Genomic DNA, 24881 nt, shown 5'->3' on the forward strand with positions numbered 1-24881 from the left:
GAATGACCCCTCAAAATGGCCACAAATCTAAAAAGAAACGCGCCAGCCAGGGCATTCTGGCCGCCTCATATCCTTGCCCACTCCCCCGATATTCAACCCGGGCATTGGCGATCTCGGTCGACGGAACTGTGTCATCCACTACGTCCTCCTCGCGAACAACCCCAGACACCCGTATCCATTCGGCACCTGTGCCAGCGCCCGAATTAATTTCGGTCTGACCCACAATAGCGAGATTACCATTGGGCAGGATCTGAGTTACTGTCGCGGAAATCGTGCTGATAACCGTATTACTTTGTTGAGACGCCCCGGCCCCGGCACTACTAATGGAAGAAGATCCGGATACATTGGGCGCAATCTTTGCACCTCCCACATTACCGAAAGACAATGGCAATCCAAAAAAGCTACTGATTGCGTCGCCAATGGAGCTCTTGCGGCTCGTCGTATTTTGGATCGCATTGCTGGCGGTGGCGTTTTCTTGAATATCGACGGTAACCACATCGCCAACACGCCAATTTTGATGATCCGAGTACCAGTTCTCCGCTGTATCTTGCTGGTACACCTGCCCTGGGATCGACGGACCAGACGGACTGGTGGTCGGCGGCAAGGGCAGCGGTGTAAATGGCTTGCTCCGATGAAAAGGCATGCCCGCCGCACACCCGGACAATACCAGTATAACTAGCGGTCCGCCGACAGCGAAACACCACCTCCGATCCGGAAGCCCGGGCTGTGGGTACCGCATCACATATTCGCCAAATAACCCAACATCTGGTTCGCAGTGCTCGCCAGATTAGTGCCCAACTGATAGGCACGCTGTGCAGTGATCATATCCACCATAGAATTTACTACGTTGGTGTTCGACGACTCTAGATAACCTTGCATCACCGCGCCCGTGCCATTAATAGTCGGCTGCTGCACATTGGGTGCCCCCGATGCCCCGGTTTGCAGCAATAGGTTATCCCCAATCCGTTCCAGTCCAGCCGGATTCTGGAACGTCGCCAATTGCAACTGCCCAACCTGCGTAGCAGCCGCCTGCCCAGGCAGCTGCACGGTGACCGTACCATCCTGTGCGATGGTGACAGATTGTGCGTTAGCCGGGATCGTAATCGGGGGCTGCACAAGATATCCATTGGCCGTTACTAACTGGCCGTTCTGATTCAATTGAAAGGACCCATCGCGGGTATACGCCATCGTTCCATTCGGCTCGAGCACCTGAAAAAAACCATTTCCATTGATGGCTACATCCAGACTGTCTCCCGTTTGAGACAGGCTTCCTTGCGTTTCTATGGGCTGCGTGCCTACCACCTGAACACCCGTGCCCAATTGCAATCCTATAGGCAATCGTGTCTGCGTTGAGGACAACGCGCCCGGTTGTTGTACCTCTTGATAAAGCAGATCCTGCATCAGCGCACGCTGGCGTTTAAAACCCGTTGTATTTACGTTGGCCAAGTTGTTTGCGATAACGTTGATTTCCGTTTGATCCGCTTCTAGCCCGGTACGAATGGTCGATAAAGCTCCTAACATGACAAATAGCTCCTATAAATTTGTGGGAATGGTTTCAGCGTCTTTCTGGTTCGCTGCGATACTTTGCTCAGCCTGAGTTTCCCATTGAAACAATCGGGCATCGGAAATCATGTGCACCATACAAGACACGGGATTGACATTACTACCCTCAAGCGCTCCAGGTATCAGATTCGCCGGAATAGCATTTTTCATTGAAACCACTCCGGCGATTGGCACAAACTCTCCAGCACCAGCGATCTGCAAATTACTGGGGTTCGGATTCACCACAAGTATCTGCCCAACATCAGCCGCCTGAGAATTCGGTGTGTCCGGGACCACCGAAACCGTTCCATCAGAGGCAATACGCACATTTGCGTTAGGTGGAACAAATATTGGGACACCCCCCGCCCCAAGAACGGCCTGTCCTTGGGCATTGACTAACATTCCGTGCGCGTTGATATCGAGATTTCCATCGCGAGAATACGCCTTCGTGCCCCCAGCATCCTGGACCACAAAAAAACCCGGTCCATTCACCGCGACATCCAGCGCCCGGCCCGTCTGCTCAATAGGCCCTTCCTGCCAGTCAACGCCGTTTTTTTGGGCTACCGTGTCCACCCGGTTGGGCAAACCCTGATAAAAGAAGGGAACGGCACGATACGCAACGCGCTCGGCCTTGAATGCCGTGCTACTCGCGTTGGCCAGGTTGTTTGCGGTGACATCCAGGATATTGGCAGATGCCATCATGCCCGTCATGGCAATGTACTGAGTACCTTCCAATCCAAGCCCTCCTTAGTCGCCTTATCACAACTGCAGCAAGGATTGAGTATCCTGCTGCTCAGTTTTGATCGTACTGGTGTTTGCCTGGTACGCCTGCTGCGCCACAATCATATCCACCAACTGTGAAGAAAGACTTACATTCGAGGATTCCACAGCGCCAGACTGAATCACTCCAAGGCCTGCCGTTCCTGGCGAGTTCACCAATGGATTACCGGCGGTAGCTGTGGCGCTCCACAGATTTCCGCTGATCGGGGCCAGCCCTTGCAAATTGGCAAAATTGGCGAGCGCTACTTTACCGATTGCTTTCTTTTGTCCGTTGGTATAGTTGGCGTCAATTTCGCCGGTGCTTTGCACGGAAATAGAGGAATACGTTCCCGGAGCATAACCGTTTACGTTTTCTGATGTTACCGCAAACGGTGAATTGGTGAGTGTACTCCCAGAAAGATTTACCGAAATGGTACTTGAGGCAGATCCATCGCCCCATCCAGAGACGGTAAAACTTGCTGTACCACCCGAAACTAATTGACCGGTATTACTGAATTGTAATGTCGTCAGCGAACCCGTTGCTACCGTAGTGCCCGAAGAGTTACCGGCTGAATAATAGACGTCCCATTGGTTCGGCTGATTCGCACTACCGGTACCGGAAGCCTGAACAAAATACAGCGTAATATCCTGCGCGTTCCCCAGGCTATCATAGACCTGAAACGTCGTGGAGTCGTTGTAACTATTGGGATTACTTGCGCTAAAAGGAGTGACAGAAGGAGGAACATCGTTGGCATTTAGATTGGCAACCAACGCTGCCTGAGACGTAGCTTGCGGGGGCATCGCCGATTCACTGATGGTAAGATTGCTCAATATGGTCGAAAACCGTCCATTGCTGCCGGGCACTGGCTGAAAGCCCTGCACCGGCAAATCCCCGTTGTTCTCCAAGACACCGTTACTAGACACATGGAACTGTCCATTTCTGGTATAATCCATCGTACCATTATTGTTAACGATAAAAAAACCCGGCCCATTTATTGCCATATCTAAGGGATTTCCGGTAGTTTGAATGTTCCCTTGCGTAAAGTTCTGCGACAGGTCAACTGTCGAAACACCAATGCCTGGTGTTGTACTGGCACCAGCGGAGCCTGCGAGCGACGCCGCATAAAGGTCCCCAAATTGCGCATTAGACTCCTTAAAACCTACCGTATTGACGTTGGCAATGTTGTTGCCGATGGTATTGAGATCTGTTTGTGCGGCATCCAGGCCGCTAATAGCTGTATTGTAACCCATATCCTTTTAACTCCTCATGCAACCGTCGCAGAACCTGTGGAAGCCACACCACCAGACACGCCAATACCCAACGCAGAATTCAGGCTTGTTACACCATCATTAATCTGCTGCAGCAAAGTGTCCGCGCTAGTTATCCCATTGGCCGTAGTGAACGCAGCCATCTCCTCCGCCAGTTGAGTATCACTCGCGGGATTTGCAGGATCCTGGTTTTGCAACTGGGTTATTAATAGCGTCAAGAAATCCTGCTCCGTTAGGGTTTGTCCCGATGCCCCAGAGGTGCTCACGCTGGATGAATTCCCAGTAATCGCGCTCGCCGGAACCGAAGATGGCGTTGCTTGACTTGAGTTTAAAATAGACGTTATAGACATGACAGCTCCTTTAACTCATAAGCTCAGCGTTTTCATTGCGATGGTTTTCAAGACGTTCGCCGCCGTAACGTCGTCCTGGTAGGCGCGCGACGCCGAAAGCATATCCACCATGCTTTCGATGGGATTGACATTCGATCCTCTGACGTACCCTGCTTTGTTTGCGAGAGGATTGCCAGGCTCATATAGCAATGGCGACGGAGCCTGACTCTGCACAACTCCCGCAACCCGTACACTCTCCAACGGAATCCCACCACTGGCCGTACCATCGGGAACTGCTTCAAAAACTACTTCCCGTGCCTTATAAGGCGTTCCCGTGCTGGAGGTAACACTGTTGGCATTTGCGAGATTACTAACTACTGCACCTAACCGTGCATTCTGCGCAGACATCGCAGCTCCGGTAACCGACAACGCATTGATGATTGACATGGTACAAACCCTCAATAGACAGTCGACGTGTTGATGGCATCGATCATGCCCTGGATGGCGTTTGCCCCAAACGTCTCGTCGGCCTCACTATCCAATGCAGTTTGCGTGATCTGCATCATCACCCGCTGCGGACTAACCGAATTTCCATCCAGCCCGACCGGGTTCCCTCGCTCGTACCGAACATACCTGGACAGATCCCCCAGCTGATCTCCGGGAGCAGCCAGCGCACTTCGCAGCGCCCTAGCGAAATCCAGATTTGTCGCCTTATATCCCGGCGTCGAGGCGTTGGCGAGGTCACTGGAGAGCACATCCAGCTGCGCGTTGCGCAGCGCCAGGGCTTTCCCTAGGTAGGTAATATTTTCCAGCACGAGCATCCCCCTTTCCAAAACCATAACACCGAGATACATGCAATTAACATGCCTACTATTATGCTTATAAATCAATCACCTGTGTCATCCTCCGTGAACACACCTCTCTTTATCGAGCTTCAGGCTCTGCATACGCGAAAGCAGAGTGGTCCTCGGCATACCAAGTTCACGAGCAGCGCGGCTCAGATTACCCCCAACGGCGCGCAAGGTCGTCGAGATAATTTCTCGTTCAATGTTTTCCAAATGTTGAGAAAGCGTCCTTCCCTGTGGCAGGCGTGCAGAATCGCCCCCTACCAGCACATCCGGCAACACCGTTTTCGAACTCTGTTTTTTTAAAGTCTCTGGCAAGTCGTTGAACGCAACCTCTCGCTTTTCCCTCTGGAGGGCCTGGACGGCCATACGCTCTACCAAATTGACCAGTTCGCGCACATTACCCGGCCATGCACAAGCCTGCAAAGCTGCCATTGCTTCGTCGGTAAATGACAACTCAGGATAACCCCTTTTACGCAACTCTCTGGTAAAATGTTTAACTAGTAGCGGTATATCTTCTTTCCGGTCGCGCAGTGCCGGTAACTCTATCGGATAAACATTCAAACGATAATACAGGTCCTCACGAAACTGTTTTTTTAGGATACGCTCCTGCAGATCACGATGCGTCGCAGCGATAATTCGCACATCCACAGGTACCGAATCCCGTCCACCAACACGGTCGATTTTCCTTTCCTGCAGAACACGCAACAACTTAGCTTGCATAGATAAAGGCATTTCGCCAATCTCATCCAGCAATAAGGTCCCACCATCAGCCTGCTCAAATTTTCCTGGACTTCTGGCATATGCACCGGTGAAGGCACCTTTCTCATGCCCAAAAAGCACAGACTCCAGAAGCTCTGCCGGGACGGCAGCGCAGTTAATAGCAACAAACGGCTTCCCTGCACGATCTGAACTATCGTGAATAGCCCGCGAGACCACCTCCTTCCCAGTCCCTGTTTCACCGGTCAACAAGACAGTCGCTGACGATGGTGCGTATGATAAAATCTCAATTTCATTCAAAACTGCGATCCAAGCAGGAGACTCACCTACAACATTACTTATTGACTTTGGCCGACTCTTTTCCGCATGCAAGCATGTACGCTCAATTGGAGCATCTACAGCATCTAATATGTGGATATTGGTCGACATGACTCAAAGAGATTCTCGTTGTCGATCGCGCCAGGGCTTGACGGCAGCGATTCGATCAACATCTACCATGCCAGAAAGATATCTACAAATTGAAGATATACAAGCATCCGCGAAGATATATTTTTGGACCATCCTATTTCCCATTTCGGCCCTACAAGACACCAGTACAAGCTTCTCTTCTGCATGCTTCTTTTTATATCGTCTATCTATACTACGCAGAATTGTTTGACAGCCATTTCGACGCCCTGAAGAAGAATCATGTTTTTTCTTCAATAGGTTACTTGTTATGATCTTTTCCAACTTATCCAAAAACCATTTTTGATCCGCACAATATCCGCCAGCCATATTTCGACGCAACATTCGCTTACCAAAAAATAAAGTCGATATTTGTATATAACAATCAGTTCTGCCAGAAAACCCGTCAATCATCACCAGCAGGACTCCGATTCCATACATCTCCGCCAATCACTGCATGACTCTTTAAAATCACCGTGCCGTCTCGCAGTCTATCTCTTTTCATATCAACGCCGTACACATAAAAAGATCTGTTGTATCGTTCCACTAAAAGTTCCGATGGCTAGCGTTCACGGTTGATACCATGAGAGCTATGGTCAAGATTGGTGTATGAGCATTTGCTAACACGATTCAGGCGGCGTCCTGTTGAGGATCCAGCCGGGTTTCGTTGGCAGGCATCCCATCGACAAATGTCACCCCGGCAAAGAGCTCGCGCAGTCTTTCCGGATGCTGAATCCCGCGCCAGTGTCTCTCTGCCTGCTGGATGAGCTTGTAGCTCAGGCCAAGGAAAGTGGCTCGAGAGACACAGTTTTTAGTGCGGCTGCTGCGTTGCCGTACGGTGGCGAAGGTCGATTCGATGGCGTTGCTGCTGCGGATATGCCGCCAGTGCTCTGCCGGGAAGTCGAAGAAGGTCAGCAGCACGTCCCGGTCCTTCTCGAGCTTTGCGACCGCTCTGGGATATTTGGCCTGGTAGTCCCGCACGAAGGCTTGCCAGGCTTTCTCCGCAGCTTCACGGGTGTCGGCCATCCAGATCGCCTGCAGGGCGGCCTTGGCTTTCCCCTGAAGGCGCTTCGGTAGCTCGTTGAGGATGTTGGCCGTCTTGTGCACCCAACAGCTCTGATGACGGGTTTGTGGGTAAATCTCGTCCAGGGCGGCCCAGAAACCCATCGCCCCATCTCCTATGGCCAGTAGTGGCGCCTCCTGCAGCCCGCGGTCGCGCAAGTCCCGCAGGATCTCTAGCCAGGAGGCTTTGGACTCCCGTAAACCGTCGGTGACCGCCACGACCTCCTTCTTGCCCTCGGCCGTCACGCCAATAATGACCAAGAGACACATCCGGGGATCGTCCTCCGCCCGCAGCTGGGTATAGACCCCGTCGGCCCACCAATAGGCGTAGCGTTTTCCCTGTAGAGACCGGCGCTGCCATTGGGCATGCTCTTGCGCCCATTCGACTTTCAAGCGTCCCAGCACGGCCGGAGAAAGCCCCTTGGCCTCCTCGCCCAGGAGAACAGACAGCGCCTCGTGCATCCGTCCCGACGATACCCCGTGCAGGTACAACCAGGGGAGCGCTGCGGCCACGGTCCGCGACTTGCGCACGTAGGGCGGTACCAGGGAAGAACGGAAGACCACGCCCGAACCGGAGCGGTCTCGCACCTTGGGGACCTGTACAGGCACGGGGCCGACCGCTGTCAGGATCTCCCGCTCCGGCAGATATCCATTCCGCACGACGGCCCGGCGACCATCGACCATGCGTACCGCGGCATACTCCTCCAGCAGCACCTGCACCTCGCCCTCGATGGCCTGTTGGATCAGCTGGCGCGCGGACCGCCGCAATAAGCCCTCGATGTTCAGGCCCAACTCTCCCATTCCTCCGTCGAAACCAGTACTCTCTTGCATGGCGCACTCCTCATTCGTTGCGAATCGGATCCAGAAACCCTTTTCTAGCAACAGTGCGCCACCCTCCTCAAGCTAGTTGTAGACCTCCCGTACACCAGATTCGAGCATAGCTCCGGCAACCTCAGGGTTCCTCGCCGCAAAGCGACGGACGAACTCCTCTGCCGTGGCCACACGATCTCCACCAAGGCCAGAAGGTAAGCCACCAGGCCAGTCATCCCCAAGACCAGCCGCTTTGGTCGAAACAACACCGCGGTTGCCTTGCCGGACCTGCTGATAATCTTTCAGAAAACCAACCAGCTCCGGATCCAAGGCATTCACCGGAGTCATCACGCTGTGGTATTCGGTGAGCCCATGGTCGAAGACCTCTTTCTGGCGGGCACTGGGGCCATTCCCAAGCTTCTCCAGTTCATCGCGCAGATGGTTGGCGTCATCCCCTTGGAGATACACTTCCGCAGCCGGAACACCATCTTTCAGTCTGGTCAGGGTGATATTCCCCATGCGGTCTTCGGCAATGACGTGCTGCTTGGATTCGAACAGGATGTCACCACTTATCGTCGTGATTCGGTTTAGCTCTTGCGCCGATTGCACGGTCAACATGCCTTGCTCATCTGCCGATACCAAAACTTCCTTGCCACGAAGTTCTTTCATGGGTCCAAGGTCGCGGTTGGCCGGGCCGCCGGCACTGACGTACACGTGCGCACCATCCTTGGTCAGCACTTCAACCTGATTTACGTCATAGACTTCAACCAGCATCCCCTGGATTTTTGCCCCTTCCTGCTTGGGCGAATTGAGGTAGGCAACGGAGTCCATGAGGGCAATAGGCCGGGCGGGCACGTCGTGGACCGTGGAAAACGCTTTGCCGCGCACATTGGCATCTTCGAGCGTCGTGACCAAGCCATCGTTGCTCACCGAAACCACCACCTCGGTGCCGTTCTTCATGGCTTCGAACGCAAACTGGATCAGCGGGTCCTTGTCCTCGCTGGCCAGGCGAAAGCCCGTTTCCACCCACACCGGACCATATTCCTTGGTATCGATCTGGTAGGCCGATTGGGAGAAGTTCAACAGCTTGCCCTGCGCTCTTTGCGCGGGAACATGGAGCGTTACTTCCCGCTTGGTATCGTCCATGTATTCTTCGTGCTGTGGCTGCAGATCCTGTCGGTGCGTGAGTACCAGGCGAACTTCGTCAACACCCTGTGGAAGACGTTGTGTGTTTTCCAGATTCTGTGTTTTTTCGTTGTGCAAACGAATGGCCTCGTGACCAGACTCGATGGCCGCACGAATGTCCTTGTCCCCATCAAAAAGGCTCTCGGATGCCTCCATTTCATCCAAGGCAGAAATGAGTAAATCTACGGCATCGGAAACATCTTTCTGTTTTATTGCGGAGAACAAGGACTCCATGGCCTTATTGAACCCGGGATCATCAACCACGCTGTGCATCTGGTCCATCTGCTCGTAGACCTGGAGCATGGCACTGTCCAAGGTCGGAGCCTCCATCTCGACCTTCAATTCCGGAGTCCGCTCGATCAGGTAGTCGCTGATCCCCTGGGCGTCCTTGATGGTCTGCACCATGATCTGCTTGCGCTCTTTCTCAGGCAGGGCACCGAGCCAACTGGCCAGGTACGCCGCCGTGTTGCCCATCTCCCGGCCTTCCTCGATGTTCTGCGACTGCGGGTCAAAACCAATACCGAGCGACGCCGCCGTCATGGCCGCCGCCATTTCGGCACGCAATTCCTCGATGGCGTACTTCTGGCTTCCGAATCCACCACCCATCTCGCGATGAAGTCGGCTCTCGTGACCGGTGGCGTGGGACAGTTCGTGCAGGAAGGTCGTGTCGTGGCCGGTCGCCGACTGAAAATCGGCAACGTTCGGCATCTGGATGTGATCCCGGGTTGAAGAATAGAACGCGCGGTCACCGCCGCGGCCAACGGACACACCCATGGCCTTGGCCAATTCCTCGATGCGGGGATCCGGTTCACCTCCTATCTGTTGCTGCGGGGCGGGCCGCTCCAGTGGAGGGATCCCGTCGATCTGGGAGGCATGGAAAACGGTGTAGTAGCGCACACCCAGGCGCTTCTCGGTTTCCGCTATGGGCTCATCGGGATTCAGGCCACCCTCGGCGCGGCCCGAGCGGATGTTCTCCAGTTCTTCCTCGGTACGCTTGTGCTCGTACTCTTTCCAGACTTCGATGGAGATACCTCGGGAGCCCTCGCGGACCTGCCAACCCTGCTTTTTGGCCTGGTTATAGGTGCACCAGCGCGGATCCGTGGGGTCCGGCGAAAACATCATGAGGTTTTGGCGGTTCACCCCCGTGTAGGGGTTGCCGGTGACCGCATTGATGGGGAGAGTTACTTCTCCGGCGTTCCATGGCTTCTGCCACGGAGCCGTCCCAGCCTCGATGCGCTTGATGAGTTCGTCTGCAACCTCTAACCGAAGATCCCGCTTGGCCATGGCGTACACCCTCCTCTGCCCGTGTCGATGAGGTATAGCCCCTGGCCGACTGGTATAGCTTTGCCTCAGGCAACGCTAGAAACCGGTTCCAGAAAAATCGACTGTTGCCGTCCTCGGCTGCGTTCCCGGTAGTCCACGAGCAGGGGATTGATCCACACCGACTCCGTGCGCTGCGCGTCCAGTTCCGGGTTTTCCCCACCTTTGGTGTTACGCACGGTATGGCAATGCCAGGGGAAGTCGCGGCGCTCCCAACCATCGGACTCCAGGAGATCGGCGTAGAGTTCGCTGGCGTAGCCCGACAGGGCGACAAAGCCCGGGCTCTCCTTGAGTCGCAGGAGCAATCGCTCGTGATCCTCGACACCGTATTCGTGCGCATAGCCAATCCCGTTGTGGCCGATGGCCTTGCGGGTATCCGGAAGATACGGCGGGTCGCAATAGAGGATGGTGTTCTCGCTGTCGTAGCGGTCGATGACCCCCAGCGCATCATCGCATTCGATGACGACGTGGCGGAGCCGATCGCGGATCTGCGGGAGTTCCTCATCGACCTTGTTTTGCATGGACCGCGCACGGTTGTCCCGGAATCGCGCTACGGCAAAGCCGGCTACGCTGCGGTCCTCGGGGCGCTGGGTTGCCGACATAAACGTTGCCCGAGCCAGAAAAAAGGTCCGAGCGGCCCGCTCGATATCGTCCCGGGAGACATAGCGCGGATTACTCCACTCGTCGTAGATCGAGCGGGCGTAGGGGACGTTTTGCAGGTATTCCCGCAGTTCGTCCCCCCGGTCCCGCAGGATGCGGAACAGGTGCACGACATCCCCGTTGCGGTCGTTCAGGACCTCGATGCCGATGGGTTTCCGGGCAAAGAGCACACTGGCACCGCCACAAAACGGCTCGACATAGGTGTGATCCCGGTTTGGCGATGGCAACAGAGGCAATATCCGGTCGGCCAGCCGGCTCTTGCCCCCAAGGTAGGGAATCGGGCCTTTCACTATGCTACCCCAAGGCGCAGTTCGATCTGTCCGGGTGCTACCCGCGGCGGGAATCCGCGACGGAAGGTCCGCTGCGGTAGCGTCTGGACGCTCGCTCTGACCCTTTCTGTAGGTTTCGGCTCTGGCTCTTCGTCGAAGGACGGCGGGGCCTCCTCCATACCTGGCTTGCGCGGCGGCGTCCGCCCCTTGTACAGGTCCTTGGGGTCGATGAGTTCCCCGAGATCCTTCACCTCGGAATCCTCTTTTTTGCCAGCAGCCACGCAGACCGCTTCCCCGAATCTGTCCACTTCGTGGTTTACCACTTCGTGGGCTACCACTTCGTGGTTGACCGTCTCGCCGGTGTCGGACTCTGGGACCGCGTCCTGCTCGCGCTCAGCGAGGATATCCAGAGCGGCCAGAATCTTGGTGATGAGTGCCGGACTGTTTTCCGGGTCCAGGAGGGTTTCCGCCATACGTTCCAACAGCACCCGGGAAACGGCACAGCCCGACCTGGCCCTCGACATCAGCCGTTTGGCAATATCCGCAAGCGAAGCGCTGCTCACGGCGCGAATCTGCCGCAGTATCTCTGCCGCGCGTTCCGACAGCGCGGTTTCCCCAATCTCGGCGCTACGCACATAGGTAATGGTCATGTCCACCCAGGCCGACAGCGATACCGGGGTACTGCGCAGATCCTGCCAATCCACCTCGTCCGATGCGGGTTCCTCCATGGCCTCGACCACCATCTCGGTGCTGTGCGTCAAGGCATAGTAAGGGTCGATATCGTCCTCACGGATATCGGCACAGGCGTCCATATCCCCATCGACATGGACCTGCGATACCGCTTTGGGTTGGGTATCCGGGCTGCCATACACGGATTGGGTGAGGTAATCCCGAGAATCGAAACCACACTCCGTCATCCGTTTGGAGAAGCTCAGAAAATCGCGGTGCTTGAGCAGATACGCGCGAGCGATGTTGTTCAGATACCGGCTGAAAGACGGCATTTTTTCCGCGTCGTATTGCGTGCAGCAGAAGTCCACCAGTCCGGTAATGCAGTCGGTGACCATGTCCTCATCGAAGAACCCTGCTTTTCTCGCAATATTCCAGACGATGCGCGAAGCGGTCTGAAAAATCTCCGCATGAAAAAGCGCCAGTTCCGCCTCTTCGCGCGGTGTACGATCCGGCTTGCGATAGATGGCACAGAAACGTAGGACTTTCTCGCTGTCCAGTTGGGTGATTTTGTTTTTTTTACGATCTTGCACGGGTAGCCTCCTTGGCGGTTATGGATAAATCACGTGATGCCCCCATCGAATGGGGTCCATTCGACGAAAACGGCGCCTTCCGGAACGGGCTGACCACGCTCCAGCACCATGCGCACGATTTGCTTATCGTCCTCGAAGGCCACGCCCTGCAGGGCATCGACTGCAGCTTTTTCGGCGTTGGCCAGATCGATGCATCGCAATTCCAGGTGCCAGTAATCGCCCCAGATCTGCCGGCGCTTCTCGGCGTCTTTCGGGAGCACGGGGTGCAGCACGATGCGAACGGCAACCGGCCCCGTGAGCGGGGGCCGATCGCGCATCGCCATCTTGGCAACCCACGCAGCGCGGCGTTTGTAGTCCGCGACCTTCGCGGGCAGGTAGGTCTTCCCGCCGGCGGTGCGCCATATCCGGTTGGTAGACGGCGGGTACGGGAGGGTTATGGACGGCACGGTTCCCCTCCCCGATTCTGCCTCTGCCCCGAAGTCGATGGTGAGCTAGGGTTGCCACTGGACATGCCCATTGCCGGGCCGTAAATGCCCATAGAATCGATTTTCTCTGGTGTGGTGCTAGTGGGGTAGCACAGAGGCTCATAAAACGATTCTGGAGCATCTATGCCCCGTTCCCGACGCAGGCGCTGCTGGTCCCAGCGGTTCCAGGCATCTTTGCCGTACTGGGCCAGGCAGGATTCCCAAAGCCGCTCGGTCTCCAGGGACTCCAGGACCCCGCGGGGCAGGCCAGCGTCGAGGTACAGGAGCATTACTCAGAGTTCCCAGCCGCAACAGCCTGGGTATCCGATGCCCCCATCGTCTCCGCCAGGCTCTCGGCCTGGGTAACGATCTGGCGCTTGCGGTCCTGCATCGCCTGGCGCCGTTGCTCGCGCAGAGCGTCTTTGGCCGCCATCTGCGCCTTTTCCTCCGCATCCACCTTGGCTAGGGTTTCGCGCATCAGGTCGGCCAACCGCTTGGCATTGGCCGACGGATGCTCGACGACGTTGCCAGTAATCAATCCAACGATCGCCCTGGCATCCTCCTTCATGCCCTGGGAATTTTCAGCCAGCAGGCGATTGGCACGATCGGCAGGCAAGTATCCTTGCGCTTTGGCTTGCTGAATCGCGTTGATACGCCTTTGGCGATCGAATCCGAGCGAAACCGTGTATTCGGGAACCCGGCGATCCTCGATGGCGGCTTCCACCAGACGTTGGTAGGCCTTGATGAATGCCGCTCTTGCTCCGAATTCATCGCCCCGTTCCAGAGCGATGCGCGCTTCGCCAAAAGCAGTGGCAGCTTCGTTGGTCCAGACGACCGTCTCATCTTCATCGGCGGCCTTGAGTGCGTGCACCCAGGCTTCGTCTGGAGACCACCAAAGGCTCCGGTATCGGTCAAGGATGACCGTGTACAGATCGGCAGGCTTGGGTGCGTACTTCCCGGTTTTCAGGTACTGGACTACCGATGCCTCGATTGCCTCGAAGGGAAACTCATTGAGCACCACCCACCAGATATCGAAATCCGTTGCATCCAGTTCCAACCGGTAGGGCTTGCACAAAGTGCGTATCAGATCGTTGAAACGCTCACGGTCGTTTGCCTGCATGTCACTTCTCCCCGACTGCTCTGTTCAGAACGACGCCATCGATGGGTTCCTTACCCATCCACCGGCTCAAGGTGTTCGAGATACCGTTCTCGGTCTTGTTTTCGGAATGGTTCATTGCCAGGAACCGCTCAAACTTTTCCGAATCCCGGAAGATGAGCGTGATGTCGTTATATTTCAGCCCGCGGTCGTTCTGTCCCATATGCCACTTGGATCGCGCGCATCCATCGATAGCAGCAATGCAGGAATCCAGATCGTAGGTCTTCAGCCCCCATTCGATGCGGGTCTTACGCTTGTTGTCCAACTTGGCCTTTGGGCAGTTCATGGTTTTCTGCCAATGGACGAAAACCATGCGGACCTGTTCCGCAACAGGGAGCGGCTGAGCCGAAGGCGAAGCGAAACTTGACAGATGTTTGTTACCAAGAGATCCATGATTATTACTAACAGGATCTATATTACCTATAGGTAGTAATATTGAATATTGATTATTGATATCTGCCGGGTTTTTCGATTTTTTGCTTGCCGGGTTCTTGCCGTGTTTCTTGGCGCTCGTCTCGTTACTCATTGAATTATCTGGGTTTTCATCGAATTTGCTCTGTTCGGGATTGCCTTGCCGGGTTCTTGCCGGGTTCTTGCCGGGTTTATTTTGGACAGAGAAATCCGTAGGAGCCAATGACAGTTTAAAAACAATGGCTTCTCCACGTTTTTTGGATCCGATGTCCTCGACAAGCCCTTGCCGCTTTAGCCACTCCATGGCCCGACGTACCTTCCCTAATGAAGGGGTGCCGGTCTCTTCGAACCCTTGATGCTCCTGTACGTAAAGCATGGTGCGAAGCGTCATCCAGGAAATTCTTTGGGAGGCTCCAACAATCCCCGTTTTAAAGTCCATGAATTGCTTCAGGCAAAGATAGAGCCGAAAGACGATATGTGGCATACCCTCCAATGCCTGGAGTTCTTCGCCGGAAAGATAAATATGCGCATTCATATTCTATACCCCTTGGAGAGGAATTCCTGTCTCTTCTTTTCGAGCCATTCCTCTACGGAGCGCGCATGGTCTCGTCGGACGATGTCCAGATTCCTTTCCAGAGATTCGCGCACGGCACGTTCCGCATCCTCTCTTGTAGAGCGATGCTGGACTTCGAGCTTCTTGCGCCAATCGGTGGTTTTCACGCAACGTCCTCCAAGCGTGAAATTCCCCGCTGAACGCCGTACATCACGGCCCCAATGGAAAGGAAAACCGTCTTGAACCGGTCTACGTGAGGCCCGAAATAGACCAGCATTTGCCCCTGGGACGGGAGACCGCTTTTCCCTTCTGGCCGGCGAAACTTTAAGCGGGACGCGGGAAAGCAGGCCGCGGATCCGTGTGAGAGCAGCATCTGTCCCCATTGGGTTTCCGTACCGCTGTTCACCAGCACGATGGCTTCCGTGACGCTGCCATCGGCATATCGCTGGACCAGCGCCTCACAGAAGTCGAGAATCTGGGGGTAGCTGTAGGGTGGATTGAGCCAGACCTTTCCTCGCCATGCCTGCTGCAGACCATCCTGCTCTTTGGCGAAAAATCGTTTCGCCTGCACGGCTTCGTTGGCGGCTGCACAGGAGGCGGGATCGAGGTCGATGTCTCCCAAGACCGCGCGCGCCGCATCGAGGATGTAATCGGGCGTGTACCACTCATCGCTCCACGCGGGGTCTGCGACGGCACGCAAGGCATCGGTTGGCTTCTCGCCGGCCTGGATGGCCTCGACGATTTCCACCTGATCTTGCTCATCCAGGTCCGCGATCCGAGCGGCGGTGTGGATGCTGACCAACCCGTCGTCCAAAATTTCCACGAGGTCAGGGATTCCTTGTTCGACGGCGTTCCTGGCGGACTCGTAGGTTTTGCCACAACCAAAGCCCGACCGTTCGGCAACGATATCGCGAGTTTCCCCAACCTCTTTCAAGCCGGAAATTTTTCCGTTTTGAAAATCCTTGCTCCGACGGTCTCCGCCGTGACGACCGGCCAACTGCTCCTCGATGGCCTTCGCGATCGCCACGCGCTCAGAGACGCTGAAATCCTTACGAATGGAGTTTTCTTCAAACTCTCCCTCGATAAGACTATCGATACGGAGAATCTTGATGGGTATGGTCTCCCACCCCAGAAGACGGCATGCAGCGAGGCGGCGCTGACCGAAGATCAGACGATACCGCTCATCGACCCCGATGGGTTGGAGTAGCCCGAATTTCTGGATCGACTGAGCAAGAGCCCCAATATCACCCAGGTCCTGACGGAAGCGCTGGCCAACGGATATGTCCGTAATTGTTGCTTGGGCAAGTTCTGGCGCAGACAGGGTAGTCATAACCAACTCCTCACAGGGCACCGAAGACCGAAAGCACCTGGGTCACCACTACCGCTTTCCCATGCGATTGCGCTATATTTGCCACTCCCAAAGAGACTATGCCTGGCAAACGAGTTCCAAATCGTCCTTAACACTTTAACAGGAGCCTGAGATTGACAAAGGAAACTCCAAAAAATATTCCCATTACAGACGAACGCAAAAGAAACGTTGAAGACCTGGAAACCTATGAGGCGATTCTGAAATCTATTTCCTGTCCGCCAAGAAAACCGCTCTATCCGAAGCGCGAACAGAGCATATGGATGCGACTGCGCACGAAAATGATACCGGCCAAGAAGCTCCCGGAAATTGAAATGAAGTTGTGCTGGGTGGCCAGCAGACCGGGCAGTCTTGAAGCTCCGAACCCAAAAGTCTGCGAGATTGCATTCCTTAACTCGCATCCCGTCGGCTGTATAAAATACGCGGTATCTCCGTTGCTGGATTGTATCTACTGCTATAAAATTCACGTAGAAAAAAACGCTCGAAGACGCGGAATAGGCACAGCGATTCTCCTTGTTGTTAGCCAGAAATATGGAGGGTTGCCCATCGTGCCGATTTACATCTCCAATGCTGCGCATCACTTCTGGAATGCTGCAGCGCGATGGGACCAAAGCCGCCTCTTGATTTATGAGGATGTGCGAAACCTTGACAACGAACAGGAGCGGTTCAGCCATTTGCATAAACCCCGCTGGCGATTCTATCAGCTACGTTGTCACACGATCCCAAAAGAGGTTTTCTTCGAAGAATACGCACAGGGAACTCCAGGTTGCAGTCCCTGGGGAAAAACCAAAACCCATCCTGAACCGACCGATGCCGGTGCTCCAGGAGATACCCAAGATTCAGGAGAATCTCCTCCGCGGACAGACCAAACCGTTTCCAGTGCCGGAGATAGGTGCTCTCTGGCGCAGAATGACCCGGATACCTCCCCAACTCCGTAAAATAGACTCCTGCCTTTTCCGCAAAGAACGCTCCTTCCTTTCTCCTGAAATTCTCTTTTCCCTCATCTTGATAAGGGGAAGATTCGAATATCCGGATTTTCTCCATGGGGACAGGAAAATACACCCAGCCCTTCTGGTCGCCTTCTTCGTCATTGCAGCAACCGGAGTGTTCTGTCAGAAATGGGATGGGTCCATCTGGCCTTTTTTTCTCGACTCTTATTCTTCTTCCGCGTTTATCGTTTTCATAATCGTAAGGCAAAGCCCAATAGTCGTAGACATGTACGTATCGTAGTGGCTCGTTCAGGTACTCATCGATGGGATACCCGGCAGCGCGCAGACGACGCTCAAAGGCTTCTTGAGCCTTACTGATGATGGAGGTGTTCCCAGGATATTCCAGCCACAGCCGCACAACCGGCAGGACTCTCTGCAAAATAGCATCGGGCTGGAGCCCTTGCCGCCTGGCTTCCATTATGGCCTCGTCCAGATTCACGGGCAGGGGCTTGAGCAAGTAGGAGAGATAGGGTCGGCTCACAGACAGACTCCTTCCTCCATGGCCGCTCGCGCCAATATCCTGAGCGCCCTGAGGTTTTCTGCCTTGATGGTGGTCTTCTCACCATCGCCAAGGTACTCGGGGTGAATATCGAGATAGCTGAATAGATCGCAGATCTGCTCAAACTTGAGGCCACCATCCCCGGCCACGAATCGGGATAGCGCCGACTCGTGTACGCCGATAGCCTCCGCTGCTTTGCGCTGCCCTTTCTGGGCGAGTGCCCGCAGGATGAGGGACTGCATTTTCTGGCTGGGAGAGGGTTCCATCAGCGAATCTCCTTGCAAGTTCCCACAAATTTTGCAGGCTGCATTTCATTTCCCTTGCGGCGACTGGCGGGCACACTGTGTCCATCAACAAAAGTGGAGACGGAGGCCACCCATGCACCAAAAGACAACACGCCAAACCTCACCTCGGGCCGCGGCTCTTCATGGGTATAGCAACCGCCTCCAGAGATACCGTCTCGAAGCTGGCCGAGCAGCCGAAGGATCGGGAGAAGTTGGGCCTCGCGTGTCATGCTGCCCCCCGTCGATCGTCCTGGGGGCGGGAGATGGGGCCGAAGATGTCGGGACGAAGGTCCTCTCTGGTTATAGCTCTTTGGGTAGCGACTTCTATGCGGATAGATGCTTTTGTACCTGGAGCAGATTTACCCGCGAACCACTTATGGACCGCTGGTTGTGAAACGCCAGCCATCCTCGCCAGAGCCCTTTGGGATCCAGCAATACGCAAAGCTGCGAGCAAAGCAGAGTTCGGTTTCATAACCCAAGTATAACCCTGGTTATGCGAGTGTCAATAACCCGGGTCTGTTCCAGAGTGATAACTTTGGTTATAAGGTAGACACCATGGAGACGTTCTCAGATCGCGTTAGAAAAGCACGAGAGCACGCCGGGCTGTCTCAGGCTCAGCTCGCCGAGAGGGTGGGCATGTCCCAACCGGGAATTCAAAAATTGGAGCGCGGAGGCTCGTCGTCAAAGTTTACTGCCCAGATCGCCAGTGTTTGTGGCGTGAGTGGCGAGTGGTTGGCTACCGGTAAAGGCCAAATGCTTGGGGACATGCGACCTGGCCAGTACGACGTCAACGTTCAACCCATAGATGAACCTATCCGGACGGTCCCTCTCATAAGCTCTGTAGCTGCTGGTTTGATGACGAATGTTATGGACCCTTACGCCTTGGGAGCTTATGAGAAGAAGGTTCCCGTGCTTGTCGAAGTGTCCAAGTTTGCCTTTGCTCTTAGGGTGTTAGGCAACTCGATGATGCCAGACTTCTCCCCTGGCGACATTATCATCATCGACCCGGACGTGACGCCCCATCCCGGGGATTTTGTTGTAGCAAAAAATGACGAAGAGGAAGCAACTTTCAAGAAGTACCGGCCACGAGGGCGCAACGAGAAGGGCGAAGAGTATTTTGAGCTTGTGCCATTAAATCCGGACTATCCAATACTTAGATCAGATTTAGAGAACATCTATATCATTGGCACCGTGGTTCAACATAACAGGATGATGAAAAATAACAACAAGCTATGAAGGAAGTGCGCGAGCATAGCTTGGGTTATTGACAACAAAATAACCATGGTTATATGCTTACCCCAGTCGCCACCCCACGGTGGCATGCTGGGAGAGCACGATGCTTGCCAAGGTCACCCCGAAACGCCCTGAACCATCCCCGTTGGTCCGAGTCGATGTCGCCTATGCCGACGGCGACACCCTGGCCTACCTCTTTCCCCGATCCATCCGCATCGTCGACCTGAACACCAGGATCGCGCGGGCTGGTCGTGTGCACAGGGTGGTGCTTCCCCGATGAGCCCAGCCTATAGGAAAGATGAAAATAATAACTCTAATAAACAATGCGATGACTTTCTCATAGGTATTTTACTTTGGGCGCTGGTTGATATAATGGTTTTGGGCTTTATTTACAATTTGGTTGTTGCCATATTAGACCCGAGGGAATCCCTTAAGACTTTTTTATGCTGGATAGGGATATCCTATTTGATTTACGGGATTCTTAACCACAGAGAAAAGAAAGTTATGGGGGAAAACACGGACACGGTCCTGTTCGCGTCTCTCGCTATATTTAGTATCGGGCTTATTTTTTCTCCGTTCATTAATGCTTCCTATTTTGATACATACTTATTGTCATTAGTGATCGTCTCTATCGGATTGTCTGCATGGAGGATCTTCTTCCAATCTAAGAGAGAGGATGGCGCCGGAGAAGACATAGCTCTCGATCACCATAAGGGCGATCGCAATCAACATTACGAAGCTCACTTTCCGAAAAACAACCATAAGGAAGAGCATCGTGCAGATTGCTAAAGCTGAGAATCTTATGATGCTCCTTGCTGCTTCTTCAATGGATAGATTCATAAAAGAGATGGCGCGCTTGCTCTTCTCCCTGAGAAGGCAAAAAGAACCCGCAACCATTAGATTAATTGCGATCGGAACAGAAAGGATCAATGGCGAGATATTTTCCTTCAGAAAGTTGTCCACGACATCTAGTGCAGGAGTTTGCTTATTAAAAAATCCGTTGACATATACCACATACAAAATTCCGAACAGAATGGACCAGAATAATAGATGGTACGCCATGTGCAGAAGAAAACATTTGTTCTTATCCCAGATGTTTTTCAAGAAACACATTGCACAACCCATGTCGTATACCGGTTGCGTGATGATAGCCAGACGCGCAGAAGCTGTCTATACGCAATCCAGTGAGCAGAATCCTTTCTATCCTACCCTATCCTACCCTATTGATTGGAGGAGTTGATCGATGACCGACACGACCAACTGGCCACTGGCCAAGATCCGTAAAAGTCTGGCGGAGAACCCCTTCACGGTTCCTTGCCTCCTATTCCGCGAACGCCTGCTCGTCACCGAGCACGGCCCGATGTCCGACGACAACGATAAAGAGCTTTTGGTGCTTGTGGACGGCGGAATTCAAACTGAATACGTCTACGGACACGTTCTCAAGGTTAAAGGACGCAAGGGCGAAGACTTTTGGGTGGCGCTGCTGGTGCGAAGCGGTGAAGCGATAGACGCGCCGACCATTCCGCTCGTCTTCGAAAGATACTACAACTATATGCGCCTTCGGTCTGAATTTTATCCGATGTATGCGCAGGATCGGGAGGACCTTTTTGCCTCTCGCACCAACTTTGAAGATGCTTGCTTGGCGCTCGCAGAAATGATTCGTCGATTTGATCCAGGAAAGCGGTTCGAGAAAGAAATAGGTTTGGCAGAATATCAGGCTCCAGAGGGTATGTGCGACCTCCGATTTACCGATATTTATGGATTGTGCGGAAATATGGACGAGAACGGTGGCTTCCCGCCCATTCCCAAATACGTCTATCCGGAAACGCGGGATTGACGGCCATGTTCCTCGCAACACGCTTTCAAGATGTCGTACAGGTTATCACTAATCCAGCCCGTATTAGTTCTCGCCTGTTCTGCTGGGGGGCAGGGTATCGACAACTCTGGTCGTTGCATTGGCCTGCCGGTATCTGCGAAATAAAACCGCAACGAGCATTGCTCTGGGTGAATCCACAGGTCATCAATGGGTCCTTTGGGTTTGGAAAGCACTACACGGACGGGGAATTCCCGATCCTTGCTGATAGGAAGGTCCACCAGCGTAACCAAGATGTACGGGAGTATTGCAAGCGAGAGTCCTTGATAGGAAAAAATATTTCGGTTCACGGCCTGCTGGCACATCCGCAAAAACTCTTTCCCTGTGAGTTTGCCAATAATCGCCCAACACACCATGTATGCGCTCTTGAGATTCTCAGGGCGACAGAACTCCGCATAGAGTCGTTCCCCTTGCTCCAGATCCCAGTCCGATGGGCACAAGTGCGCGTAGCGTCGGTCGGGCGTGGAGGACAGGGGGCAGACGCTTCCGTTGGGATGGTCGAATCGCGACTGCACTTTCGTGGAGTGGACACCATAGGGTTCCAGCCGCACTTTACAGGATGGACAGGTGGGATAATCGTTCCGTTCCCGATAGTGCGGACCAGCCATGGCCATAAACGACTCTGGGGTCACGATCTTCCTGCGATATACAGCGTGTCTGGTCATGGCTTGCCTCGCGCCTTCGCTATACCGACCAGAGGGATGCTAGCACCGGAGACGATGCAGTCAAGACGTTCGAAATCTATCTCAAGACCCACTTTTCATCTGACGAGACTATCCGCGCTATAGGTGTATCCATCCGATAGGAGAGTTTTATGAACGCTGTAGTCCAATCCAAGAAATCCCAGTCCATTACCACGGTTCCCGTCCTGGAAATGTCCGAACAGGAACTGATCTCTGTTCTGGAAAACAGCATCTATCCCGGCGCATCTCGGGAATCCATCAAGATGGCCATTTCCTACTGCGCTGCAGCCAAGCTGGATCCGTTGCAAAAGCCCGTGCATATCGTCCCCATGTGGGACACTAAAGCCAAGAGAATGCGGGACGTGATCATGCCTGGTATCGGGCTATACCGTACTCAGGCGGCCCGTTCCGGAGAATATGCGGGGGTCAGTGAGCCGGAATTCGGTGAGGACGTGACCGAAAACATTGGTGGTGTGACCGTCACGTATCCCAAGTGGTGCAAGGCCACGGTCAAGCGGCGTCTACCCAGTGGGGAGATCGTCGAGTTTTCCGCCAAGGAATTCTGGAAGGAAAACTATGCGGTAAAGGGCGGTCAGGAAAAAAGCATCGCGCCTAACGCCATGTGGGCGAAACGCCCCTATGGGCAACTGGCCAAGTGCGCTGAGGCCCAGGCCTTGCGGAAAGCCTTCCCGGAACTGGGGGCACAGCCTACTGCAGAGGAAATGCAGGGGAGCACCATCGAGACCTCTGAAGTCATCGACGGCCAGACCGGGGAGATTATCCAGGTCCAGAAAAGCCCAGCCCGTCCAGCCCTTGAGCCGTATTCCCAGGAGCATTTCGAGCAGAACTTCCCCAAGTGGAAGGATCTGGTGGAAAGCGGAAAGCGTAGTGCGGAAGACATCCTCGCCATGATCCGTAGCAAGGCCACCCTCACCGAGGAACAGGAGGCGGCCATCCGCGCTCTTGGGGAAACGGCGAACGATTTTGCCGAGATCGCTGAGGGATAATCCATGCTCCGCTACCATCGCGTCGAACAGGGTACTCCAGAGTGGCTGTCTCTGCGCCTTCGGCACTTCACCGGAAGCGAAGCGCCGGCCATGATGGGCGTGAGCCCCTATCTGGGGCGAAATGAACTCTTGCGCCAGAAGGCTACGGGTATGGTCCCGGAAGTCGATGCCACGACCCAGGTGATTTTCGACGCGGGGCATGCTGCGGAAGCCGCCATTCGTCCAGCGGCGGAGCGGGTGATCGGGGAAGAGCTTTTCCCGGGCACCTGCAGTCGCGATGTCGATGGCTTGCCACTGCTGGCCAGCCTCGATGGCCTCACCATGGACGGGTCCATTGTCTGGGAAAACAAGCTCAAGAACGAAGAGACCATTGCCCACATCGCCGAACATGGAGAGCCTCCCCTGCATCACGTCTGGCAGCTGGAGCACCAGCTGCTGGTGACCGGAGCAGAAAAGGCGCTTTTCACCTGCGGCACAGACGGTGAAGACTTTGTTCGCTGCTGGTATGAGAGTCGCCCAGAACGCCGCGAGGCAATCCTGGCCGGCTGGAAGCGGTTTGCGGAGGACTTGGCAAACTACACGCTGCGCCCAGACGAATACGAGTTCATTGGAGTGGCGCCGGATCGTTTGCCGGCACTGCACGTTGCGGTATCTGGTCGTATTCTCGCCAGCAATATTGCCGAGTGGCGCGACCGGACTCTGGAGATTCTGGCCGGCATTCCTCGCGACCTGCGCACCGATCAGGATTTCGCGAATGCTGAGGAGACTATCCGGTGGGCCAAGGAAGCCCTGGATCGCATAGCGGTGGTCAAGGATGCGGTACTCGCACAAATGCCGGACGTAGAACAGATGTTTCGTTCACTCGACGATATCGGCGAGGCATTGGGCCGTACCGTGAAGGATCTGGACGGGCTCGTGAAGGTGCGCAAGGACAATATCCGGCTCGAGATGGTGCAAAAAGCCGCCGAGTCGGTCCGCGCCCACTACGACGCCCTGGCACTGGAACTGGGGGCCTATGCTCCGACGATGCCGTCGGCTCTGCTGGCCGAACTTGGAGCGAGCATCAAAGGCACCCGTACGGCAAAGGCGGCGGCAGCGAAGCTGGATAGCGCCGTTGCCCAGGCCAAAATCGCTGCGGATCGGGACGCAGATCGGCTGCGCACGGCTCGGCGTCTCTTTGCCGATGCCGCTGCCCGGGTTGGAGTCGATCTCTGGCCGGACGGGCCAGCCTTGGCCCAGACTATGGACGAGGACGCTCTGCTCGGGGTCATTGCCCGGCGGGTGAATGCCCACCGCTTGCAAGGTTCCCGTCCCACGTCCAAGGCATCCAAAACCTTGTCGCTCGAAGCGATCTGTGCGCGCATCTCGCCGCTGGGCATTACCAAGGCAGGGCTCGCGCAACTCGGTTTTGCCCCGCTCCCGGACGGAGGGTATCTCGAGGCGGATTTCCCGAAAATCTGTGCCGCACTTGTGGCCACCTTGCAGTCTGCGGCCAAGAGCGAGATGGCCGATGCCGCTTGAGGCAAAGGATTCCCCGTGCCGTGGATTCTGTACGACGGCTCTGGGAGACGACGTGTGCCGGTCCTGCGGCCGGACCTTCGAGGAGGTCACCGGCTGGATCGGTTACAGCGAGGAACAGAAGCAGGCTTGTTGGGAGCGATTGATTCGTGAAGGATGGGTCGATCTGGATCGCACCCCCCTCCGTGGTAAGTGAGGAGTACCCCATGACGAGGACACTAGACCTGGAAGAAGCGGCCCAGTTTCTCCATCTGCATCCGGACACGGTCCAGCGCCGGGCAAGGGCGGGGGAGATACCCGCGGCGAAACCGGGGAAACTGTGGGTCTTCCTCGAAGACGACCTTGTCGCTTACCTCAAAAGCCTACAGAATC

General features: G+C 55.0%; 29 protein-coding genes and 2 pseudogenes. 10 read left to right on the forward strand and 21 right to left on the reverse strand.

Translation table 11 applies throughout. The annotated features are described in order from the left end of the window. Window positions 1-10 precede the first annotated feature (10 nt). From ACAty_RS15490 to ACAty_RS09645, 18 genes are all read right to left on the reverse strand, one after another. Window positions 11-643, reverse strand: coding sequence for a flagellar basal body L-ring protein FlgH (locus ACAty_RS15490; protein ID WP_169737317.1), 633 nt, complete (start codon window positions 641-643; stop codon window positions 11-13). Window positions 644-738: 95 nt separating this feature from the next. Beyond that, window positions 739-1521 carry a flagellar basal-body rod protein FlgG gene (gene flgG / locus ACAty_RS09570; protein ID WP_038472159.1) on the reverse strand — a complete coding sequence of 261 codons (783 nt, stop codon included), beginning with the start codon at window positions 1519-1521 and terminating at the stop codon, window positions 739-741. 12 nt (window positions 1522-1533) lie between these two features. Then, window positions 1534-2277 carry a flagellar basal body rod protein FlgF gene (locus ACAty_RS09575; RefSeq protein ID WP_038472161.1) on the reverse strand — a complete coding sequence of 248 codons (744 nt, stop codon included), beginning with the start codon at window positions 2275-2277 and terminating at the stop codon, window positions 1534-1536. A gap of 24 nt (window positions 2278-2301) precedes the next feature. After that, entirely contained in the window at window positions 2302-3552 is a 1251-nt protein-coding gene (gene flgE / locus ACAty_RS15495) for a flagellar hook protein FlgE (protein WP_004873047.1), read from the reverse strand. Between the two features lie 14 nt (window positions 3553-3566). Then, a complete protein-coding gene (locus ACAty_RS15500; protein WP_082179275.1) occupies window positions 3567-3920 on the reverse strand; it encodes a flagellar hook capping FlgD N-terminal domain-containing protein in 354 nt (117 codons plus the stop codon). A gap of 15 nt (window positions 3921-3935) precedes the next feature. After that, window positions 3936-4346 carry a flagellar basal body rod protein FlgC gene (gene flgC / locus ACAty_RS09585; RefSeq protein WP_082179276.1) on the reverse strand — a complete coding sequence of 137 codons (411 nt, stop codon included), beginning with the start codon at window positions 4344-4346 and terminating at the stop codon, window positions 3936-3938. 11 nt (window positions 4347-4357) lie between these two features. Beyond that, a complete protein-coding gene (locus ACAty_RS09590; protein WP_004873050.1) occupies window positions 4358-4720 on the reverse strand; it encodes a flagellar basal body rod protein FlgB in 363 nt (120 codons plus the stop codon). 78 nt (window positions 4721-4798) lie between these two features. Beyond that, complete coding sequence (locus ACAty_RS09595; RefSeq protein WP_004873051.1) at window positions 4799-5893, reverse strand: sigma-54 interaction domain-containing protein; 1095 nt, start codon at window positions 5891-5893, stop codon at window positions 4799-4801. A gap of 3 nt (window positions 5894-5896) precedes the next feature. Continuing rightward, window positions 5897-6358: a hypothetical protein gene (locus tag ACAty_RS15935; RefSeq protein WP_153801829.1), complete on the reverse strand. Its 462-nt coding sequence runs from the start codon at window positions 6356-6358 to the stop codon at window positions 5897-5899. A 180-nt stretch (window positions 6359-6538) separates the two neighbouring features. Further along, entirely contained in the window at window positions 6539-7801 is a 1263-nt protein-coding gene (locus ACAty_RS09600; protein WP_038472163.1) for an IS256 family transposase, read from the reverse strand. A 72-nt stretch (window positions 7802-7873) separates the two neighbouring features. After that, the gene (locus ACAty_RS09605; RefSeq protein WP_004873065.1) at window positions 7874-10249 is read right to left on the reverse strand and encodes an ArdC family protein; all 2376 of its coding nucleotides are present in this window, start codon (window positions 10247-10249) and stop codon (window positions 7874-7876) included. A gap of 65 nt (window positions 10250-10314) precedes the next feature. Next, window positions 10315-11235 carry a DNA adenine methylase gene (locus ACAty_RS09610; protein ID WP_004873066.1) on the reverse strand — a complete coding sequence of 307 codons (921 nt, stop codon included), beginning with the start codon at window positions 11233-11235 and terminating at the stop codon, window positions 10315-10317. Then, window positions 11235-12473 carry a hypothetical protein gene (locus ACAty_RS09615; protein ID WP_004873068.1) on the reverse strand — a complete coding sequence of 413 codons (1239 nt, stop codon included), beginning with the start codon at window positions 12471-12473 and terminating at the stop codon, window positions 11235-11237. The genes ACAty_RS09610 and ACAty_RS09615 overlap by 1 nt, the downstream gene beginning before the upstream one ends. A gap of 29 nt (window positions 12474-12502) precedes the next feature. Continuing rightward, window positions 12503-12919, reverse strand: a complete 417-nt coding sequence (locus ACAty_RS09620; protein ID WP_038472165.1) for a RusA family crossover junction endodeoxyribonuclease — start codon at window positions 12917-12919, stop codon at window positions 12503-12505. 307 nt (window positions 12920-13226) lie between these two features. After that, window positions 13227-14057: a hypothetical protein gene (locus tag ACAty_RS09630; RefSeq protein WP_004873071.1), complete on the reverse strand. Its 831-nt coding sequence runs from the start codon at window positions 14055-14057 to the stop codon at window positions 13227-13229. A 1-nt stretch (window position 14058) separates the two neighbouring features. Next, entirely contained in the window at window positions 14059-15039 is a 981-nt protein-coding gene (locus tag ACAty_RS14955; protein ID WP_051620799.1) for a hypothetical protein, read from the reverse strand. After that, entirely contained in the window at window positions 15036-15224 is a 189-nt protein-coding gene (locus ACAty_RS09640) for a hypothetical protein (protein WP_038472169.1), read from the reverse strand. The genes ACAty_RS14955 and ACAty_RS09640 overlap by 4 nt, the downstream gene beginning before the upstream one ends. Then, window positions 15221-16387 carry a DNA N-6-adenine-methyltransferase gene (locus ACAty_RS09645; RefSeq protein WP_004873073.1) on the reverse strand — a complete coding sequence of 389 codons (1167 nt, stop codon included), beginning with the start codon at window positions 16385-16387 and terminating at the stop codon, window positions 15221-15223. The genes ACAty_RS09640 and ACAty_RS09645 overlap by 4 nt, the downstream gene beginning before the upstream one ends. A 350-nt stretch (window positions 16388-16737) precedes the next feature. On the opposite strand from ACAty_RS09645, the pseudogene ACAty_RS16785 reads away from it, so the two are divergent. Then, window positions 16738-16944, forward strand: a pseudogene (locus ACAty_RS16785) (GNAT family N-acetyltransferase); the annotation flags it as partial. Between the two features lie 145 nt (window positions 16945-17089). Here the strand turns inward: ACAty_RS16785 and ACAty_RS16495 are convergent. The 3 genes from ACAty_RS16495 to ACAty_RS16790 all read right to left on the reverse strand — a co-directional run bounded on the left by ACAty_RS16495 (window position 17090) and on the right by ACAty_RS16790 (window position 18667). Continuing rightward, entirely contained in the window at window positions 17090-17893 is an 804-nt protein-coding gene (locus ACAty_RS16495) for a hypothetical protein (RefSeq protein ID WP_038472171.1), read from the reverse strand. After that, a complete protein-coding gene (locus tag ACAty_RS09655) occupies window positions 17890-18177 on the reverse strand; it encodes a helix-turn-helix domain-containing protein (RefSeq protein ID WP_004873074.1) in 288 nt (95 codons plus the stop codon). The genes ACAty_RS16495 and ACAty_RS09655 overlap by 4 nt, the downstream gene beginning before the upstream one ends. A 244-nt stretch (window positions 18178-18421) precedes the next feature. Beyond that, window positions 18422-18667 (reverse strand): transcriptional regulator, encoded by a 246-nt coding sequence (locus ACAty_RS16790; protein ID WP_082179278.1) that lies wholly within the window; start codon window positions 18665-18667, stop codon window positions 18422-18424. Between the two features lie 83 nt (window positions 18668-18750). Between ACAty_RS16790 and ACAty_RS09660 the strand changes: the two genes are divergently transcribed. From ACAty_RS09660 to ACAty_RS16795, 9 genes and pseudogenes are all read left to right on the forward strand, one after another. Beyond that, the gene (locus tag ACAty_RS09660) at window positions 18751-19431 is read left to right on the forward strand and encodes a LexA family protein (protein WP_038472173.1); all 681 of its coding nucleotides are present in this window, start codon (window positions 18751-18753) and stop codon (window positions 19429-19431) included. Window positions 19432-19531: 100 nt separating this feature from the next. After that, the gene (locus ACAty_RS16140; protein ID WP_004873075.1) at window positions 19532-19708 is read left to right on the forward strand and encodes a hypothetical protein; all 177 of its coding nucleotides are present in this window, start codon (window positions 19532-19534) and stop codon (window positions 19706-19708) included. After that, complete coding sequence (locus ACAty_RS16145) at window positions 19705-20217, forward strand: hypothetical protein (protein WP_169737318.1); 513 nt, start codon at window positions 19705-19707, stop codon at window positions 20215-20217. Before ACAty_RS16140 ends, ACAty_RS16145 begins: the two co-directional genes overlap by 4 nt. Continuing rightward, entirely contained in the window at window positions 20204-20668 is a 465-nt protein-coding gene (locus ACAty_RS16150; RefSeq protein WP_169737319.1) for a hypothetical protein, read from the forward strand. Before ACAty_RS16145 ends, ACAty_RS16150 begins: the two co-directional genes overlap by 14 nt. A gap of 3 nt (window positions 20669-20671) precedes the next feature. Then, window positions 20672-21265, forward strand: coding sequence for a hypothetical protein (locus ACAty_RS09670; protein WP_004873077.1), 594 nt, complete (start codon window positions 20672-20674; stop codon window positions 21263-21265). Between the two features lie 850 nt (window positions 21266-22115). Then, window positions 22116-22991: a phage recombination protein Bet gene (gene bet / locus ACAty_RS09675; RefSeq protein ID WP_004873078.1), complete on the forward strand. Its 876-nt coding sequence runs from the start codon at window positions 22116-22118 to the stop codon at window positions 22989-22991. Window positions 22992-22994: 3 nt separating this feature from the next. Next, window positions 22995-24512 (forward strand): YqaJ viral recombinase family protein, encoded by a 1518-nt coding sequence (locus tag ACAty_RS09680; protein ID WP_051620800.1) that lies wholly within the window; start codon window positions 22995-22997, stop codon window positions 24510-24512. Then, on the forward strand, window positions 24502-24705 hold the full coding sequence (locus ACAty_RS09685) for a DUF1289 domain-containing protein (protein WP_038472177.1): 204 nt from the start codon (window positions 24502-24504) through the stop codon (window positions 24703-24705). Before ACAty_RS09680 ends, ACAty_RS09685 begins: the two co-directional genes overlap by 11 nt. 10 nt (window positions 24706-24715) lie before the next feature. Next, a pseudogene (locus ACAty_RS16795) lies at window positions 24716-24859 on the forward strand (helix-turn-helix domain-containing protein); the annotation flags it as partial. Between the last annotated feature and the right edge of the window lie 22 nt (window positions 24860-24881).

The sequence above is a fragment of the Acidithiobacillus caldus ATCC 51756 genome, from assembly GCF_000175575.2.
In the GTDB taxonomy this organism is placed as follows: Bacteria; Pseudomonadota; Gammaproteobacteria; order Acidithiobacillales; family Acidithiobacillaceae; genus Acidithiobacillus_A; species Acidithiobacillus_A caldus.